The following is a 5,116-nucleotide window of genomic DNA, read 5'->3' on the forward strand; positions in this document are numbered from 1 at the left end:
GTGGCCGAGGGCACGGTGAAGAACCACGTGTCCAACATCCTGTCCAAGCTGGGCGTACGTGACCGTACGCGGGCCGTCCTGAAGGCCTTCGAACTCAAGCTGGTATAGCCGCGCGCCAGCTGCGGCGCGGGTTTCGGGAAGTTTCCGCGGAACCCCTGCCGGCCGGCGGCATGACCTGATATCCTCTGCGATTATTGCCGTCGGGCACGTCAACCCGCCGAAGATTGGTCCCGGAGAACCCAAGAATGACCCGAGTTATTGAGTGGATTGTCTCGCTGCTGATCGTCATCGCGCTGTTCGTGGTGATTGGCCTGTTCCTGCCATCTACGCGCACCGTGTCGGAGTCGGCCGAGACCAACCGTCCGATGTCCACCGTGAACGACCTGGTGGGCAGCTTCACGCGCTTCCGCGACTGGAATTCCCTGGTCAACAAGGACCCCCGCGTGCAGCTCACGACGTCGGGCCCCGAGCAGGGCGTCGGCGCCAAGCTGGAGTTCAAGTCCAACGACGCCTCCATCGGCAACGGCAGCTGGACGCTGATCGAAGACGTCCCGGGCGAGAAGATCGTCTACGCGGTCGAAAACGAAGCCCGCGGCGGCAACAAGCTCATGACCTTCCGCTTCGAGCGCACCGGCCAGCGTAACCAGAACGTCAAGATCACCCAGCGTTACACGGTGGACTACGGTTGGGATCTGCTGGGTCGCTACGCCGGCCTGTATGTCACCCGCGGCATCGGCGACGAGATCAAGGCCGGCCTGGGCAAGGTCAGCAACCTGCTCGCCACCATCCCGCGCTTCGACTACAGCCAGCATGAGCCCGGCTTCTCGTTCGTCGACCTGCCGGCCACCAACGCCCTGGTCGTGACCACGGCGGCCAAGCGCGCCAACGACGACATCGCGATGGCCATGACCAACCAGCTCAAGTGGATCGAGCAGGTCATGGAGAAGAGCGATCTCGAGCCCGCCGGCCCGATGCGCATCGTCACCAACGAGTTCAGCTCCGACACGTACGGCTTCGACATCGTGATGCCGATCCGTCGCCAGGGCACCGGCCCGGCGCCCGTGGAATCGGACACCCCGGAAGCTGGCGAAGGCGATGCCGCCGCCGAAGGCGAGGCCGTTGCCGAAGCCGAAGCCGAAGTCGCACCGGTGGCACCGGTGGACCCGAATGCGCCGCTCGAACTGCTGGACGTGACGGTTGAAGGCCCGGTGGTTTACGCCCAGCTGCCGGCCATGCGCGCCGCCACCACCACCTACACCGGCCCGTCGCCCGGCCTGCCGCGCGTGCGCGACCTGACCAAGGCCTGGGCGATGGTGCGTGGCGCCGAGACCTGGGACCGTCCGTATGAGGAATACCTCAATCCCATCAAGGACATGCTGATGGAAGAGGCCGAGTTCCGCGTGTACTGGCCGGTCCGCATTGCGGGCGTCGAGATGGCGGAGCCCGTGATCATTGCGCCGCTGCCGACCGAGCCGGAAGAAGAAGGCGCGGAGGCCGAAGAGGCCCCCGCCGAGGCCCCGGAAACCCCGGCCGCCGGTTGAGCAACACGCAGGGCGGGCCAAGTGCCCGCCCTGTCATTTCTGGCGCCCGTAACAGCGAGACTCGAACCCGATGATCCAGGCACACGACCTGCACAAGCGCTACGGCCGCCTGCTGGCGGTGGATGGCATCAGCTTCAAGGTTGAACCCGGTGAAGTGCTGGGGTTCCTCGGCCCCAACGGCGCCGGCAAATCCACCACCATGAAGATGATCGCCGGCTTCCTGGCGCCCACCTCCGGCACCGCCACCGTTTGTGGCCACGACGTCCAGTCCGACCCCATGGCCGCGCGCCGGTCGCTGGGTTACCTGCCCGAGGGTGCGCCGGGCTACGGCGAGATGAGCCCCGAGGGTTTCCTGGGCTTTGTCGCCGACGTGCGCGGGCTTGCCGGTGATCGGCGCCGTGAGCGCCTGCAGGCGGTTTACAAGCGGCTTTCGCTGGAAGACGTGCTGCACCAGCCGATCGATACGCTTTCCAAGGGTTTCAAGCGCCGGGTGGGCCTGGCCGCCGCCATCCTGCACGATCCGCCCGCGCTGATACTGGACGAGCCGACCGATGGCCTGGACCCCAACCAGAAGCACGAGGTGCGCACGCTCATCCGCGAGCTGGCGCGCGAGCGCACGGTGCTGCTGTCCACCCACATCCTGGAAGAAGTGGAAGCGGTCTGCAGCCGCGCGATGATCGTGGCCCGCGGCAAGGTGCTGGCCGACAACACGCCGGCCGATCTGCTGGCGCGTTCGCGCTTCCAGGGCGCGGTGTCGCTGCTGGCCTCCGACAGCATCGCCGCCCGCGCCGCATTGGACGGCATGCCGGGCGTCAGTGGCTTCCACCAGGACGCCGGAGACGGCCGCCTTTACGTTTTCCCGCAGGGCAGGCCGGTGGTGGCTGACGCGGTAGCCGAGCGTCTGCGCCAGCGCGGCGTGGTGTTCACCGGCCTTCAGACCGAACGCGGGCGGCTGGACGAAGTGTTCCGCCGCATCACCACCGCGGAGGCGAAGCCATGAGGGCGGTGTACTCGGTGTTCAAGCGCGAGTTCACCAGCTATTTCGCCACGCCGCTGGCGGTGGTGTTCCTGGTGATTTTCCTGGCCCTGGCCGGAGCGTTCACGTTTTACCTGGGCGGCTTCTACGAAGCGGGGCAGGCCGACCTGCAGCCGTTCTTCCGCTTCCATCCCTGGCTGTACCTGCTTCTGGCGCCGGCCGTGGCCATGCGGCTGTGGGCCGAGGAGCGCAAGTCGGGCACGCTGGAACTGCTGCTGACGCTGCCGCTGGCGCTGTGGCAGGCGGTGCTGGGCAAGTTCCTGGCGGCGTGGGCCTTCCTGGGCCTGGCGCTGGCACTGACCTTCCCCATGTGGATCACGGTGGCGTGGCTGGGTGACCCCGACCACGGCGTCATCGTGGCCAGCTACCTGGGCAGCTGGCTGATGGCGGGGGCGTTCCTGGCGATCGGTGGCGCGCTGTCGGCGGCCACGCGCAGCCAGGTGGTGGCCTTCATCCTGACCGTGGTGATCTGCCTGCTTCTGCTGCTGGCGGGCTTCCCGCTGGCGTTGGACCTGGTGCGCGGCTGGGCGCCGCAGGCCTGGGTGGACGCATTCGCGGGGCTGAGTTTCCTGACCCATTTCCAGGCCATCAGCCGCGGCGTGCTGGACCTGCGCGACGTGGTGTTCTTCCTGCTCTGCATCGCCACCTGGCTGGCCGCCACGGTGCTGGTGATCGACCTGAAAAAGGCCGACTGAACGCCATGACCCGACCCAACCGACGTTACATTCCCCTGCTGGCCCTGGCGCTTCTGGCGCTGGGCTTCGTGGCGCTGGTGGCGCTTTCTTCGGTGCTGCTGCGCGGCGCCCGCGTCGACCTCACGCAGAAGCAGCTGTACACGCTTTCCGACGGCACACGCAGCGTGCTGGCGCGCGTGGACGAGCCGATCCGGCTCAAGCTTTATTACTCCGAACACGCCACCCGCGACCTGCAGCAGTTCCGCGTCTTCGCCGCGCGCGTGCGCGAGCTGCTGGAGGAAATCGCGGCGCGCTCGGACGGCAAGGTCACGCTGGAGGTGATCGACCCGGAGCCTTTCTCCGAAGCCGAGGACCAGGCGGCAGCGCTTGGCCTGCAGGCCGTGCCGCTGGGCAGCACCGGCGACAAGCTTTATTTCGGGTTGGTGGGCATCAACAGCACCGACGGTGAAACGGTGATGCCGTTCATCCAGCCCGACAAGGAAGCGTTCCTGGAGTACGACGTGGCCAAGCTGGTGTCCACGCTCAGCGTGGACTCGCTGCCCGTGGTGGGCCTGGTCAGTGGCCTGCCGACCGGCCCCAGTACCGACCCGACCGGGCGCACCACGCCGGGCTGGGTGGTGGACCGGCAGGTGAGCGAGCTGTTCGAACTGCGCCGCTTCCAGGGCAACCCCACCAGCTTCGCCGACGACGTCGACCTGCTGTGGCTGGTGCACCCGCGCAGCCTGCCCGACGACACGCTGTATGCCATTGACCAGTTCGTGATGCGCGGCGGCCGCCTGCTGGTGTTCGTGGACCCCGATTCCGAGGCCGACCAGGGCGGGGTGGATCCGCTCGACCCGCTGTCGTTGGCCATCCCGCGCAGCTCCGACCTGCCGGCGCTGTTCACGGCCTGGGGCATCCAATACGACGCCACGCGCGTGGTGCTGGACGACAAGCACGCGCTGCAGGTGCAGCCCGATCCCAACGGACTGCCGGTGCGGCACCTGGCGGTGCTGGGCCTGGCCAAGGACGCGCTCAGCCAGGACGACGTGGTGTCGGCCGAACTGCAGTCCCTGAACCTGTCGAGCGTGGGCGCGCTGGGGCTTGCGCGCGAGTCCACGCTGGCCATGAGCGCCCTGGCGCAAAGCTCCGGCGCGTCGTCGATGGCGCTGGTGAGCGAGGTGCGCGACGCCGTGGCCGACCCGGGCCGCCTGCGCGTTGATTTCAAGCCCGGCGGCGAGCCGTTCGTCCTGGCGGCGCGCTTCACCGGCCCGCTCAAGTCCGCCTTCACCGATCGAAGCGGCGACAAACACCTGGCGCAAAGCGTCGAACCGGTGAACATCGTGGTGGTGGCCGACACCGACGTGCTCACCGACCGGCTGTGGGTACAGGTGAACGACTTCATGGGGCAGCCGGTGTTCAACGCCTTCGCCAGCAACGGTGATTTCGTCTACAACGCGGTGGACAACCTGGTGGGCAACGCCGACCTGATTTCAGTGCGGACCCGGGCGACGGCGGCGCGCCCGTTCAAGCGCGTGGCGGCCCTGCGCCGCGCCGCCGAAGAACGCTACCGCAGCACCGAGCAGAGACTGCAGGGGCAGCTGGACGAACTCGAAACGCAGCTGGCCCTGCTGCAGCGGCCGGGAACCAACGGCCAGGCCCAGGCGCTTTCGCCGCAGCAGCAGGCCGAGATACTCCGCTTCCAGGACGAGAAGCTGCGCATGCGCAAGGAGCTGCGCGAAGTGCAGCATCGCCTCAACGCCGACATCGATGCGCTGGGTGTACGCCTGAAGCTGATCAACATCTTGGGCATGCCGCTGCTGGTGGTGCTGGTGGCGCTGCTGGTGGCCTGGCGTCGCTGGCAG

The 5,116-nt window shown here is 67.8% G+C and carries 5 protein-coding genes; all 5 read left to right on the plus strand.

What is annotated here, in order from left to right:
• Positions 1–108 (plus strand): LuxR C-terminal-related transcriptional regulator (locus K0M70_RS00770; RefSeq protein WP_290777993.1); only part of this gene is annotated, 108 nt, incomplete at its 5' end.
• Positions 109–245: 137 nt separating this feature from the next.
• On the plus strand, positions 246–1,541 hold the full coding sequence (locus K0M70_RS00775) for an SRPBCC family protein (RefSeq protein WP_290777981.1): 1,296 nt from the start codon (positions 246–248) through the stop codon (positions 1,539–1,541).
• Between the two features lie 70 nt (positions 1,542–1,611).
• Complete coding sequence (locus K0M70_RS00780; RefSeq protein ID WP_290777984.1) at positions 1,612–2,541, plus strand: ABC transporter ATP-binding protein; 930 nt, start codon at positions 1,612–1,614, stop codon at positions 2,539–2,541.
• Complete coding sequence (locus K0M70_RS00785) at positions 2,538–3,272, plus strand: ABC transporter permease subunit (protein ID WP_290777988.1); 735 nt, start codon at positions 2,538–2,540, stop codon at positions 3,270–3,272. The genes K0M70_RS00780 and K0M70_RS00785 overlap by 4 nt, the downstream gene beginning before the upstream one ends.
• A 5-nt stretch (positions 3,273–3,277) precedes the next feature.
• On the plus strand, positions 3,278–5,116 hold a 1,839-nt coding region (locus K0M70_RS00790), incomplete at its 3' end, for a Gldg family protein (RefSeq protein ID WP_290777991.1).

The sequence above is a fragment of the Arenimonas sp. genome, assembly GCF_019459675.1.
GTDB lineage: Bacteria > Pseudomonadota > Gammaproteobacteria > Xanthomonadales > Xanthomonadaceae > Arenimonas.

What these genes read in the sequence shown, in the direction of transcription:
- K0M70_RS00775 (WP_290777981.1), top strand. Translation starts at nt 246, where the DNA reads ATGACCCGAGTTATTGAGTGGATTGTCTCGCTGCTGATCGTCATCGCG.
- K0M70_RS00780 (WP_290777984.1), top strand. Translation starts at nt 1,612, where the DNA reads ATGATCCAGGCACACGACCTGCACAAGCGCTACGGCCGCCTGCTGGCG.
- K0M70_RS00785 (WP_290777988.1), top strand. Translation starts at nt 2,538, where the DNA reads ATGAGGGCGGTGTACTCGGTGTTCAAGCGCGAGTTCACCAGCTATTTC.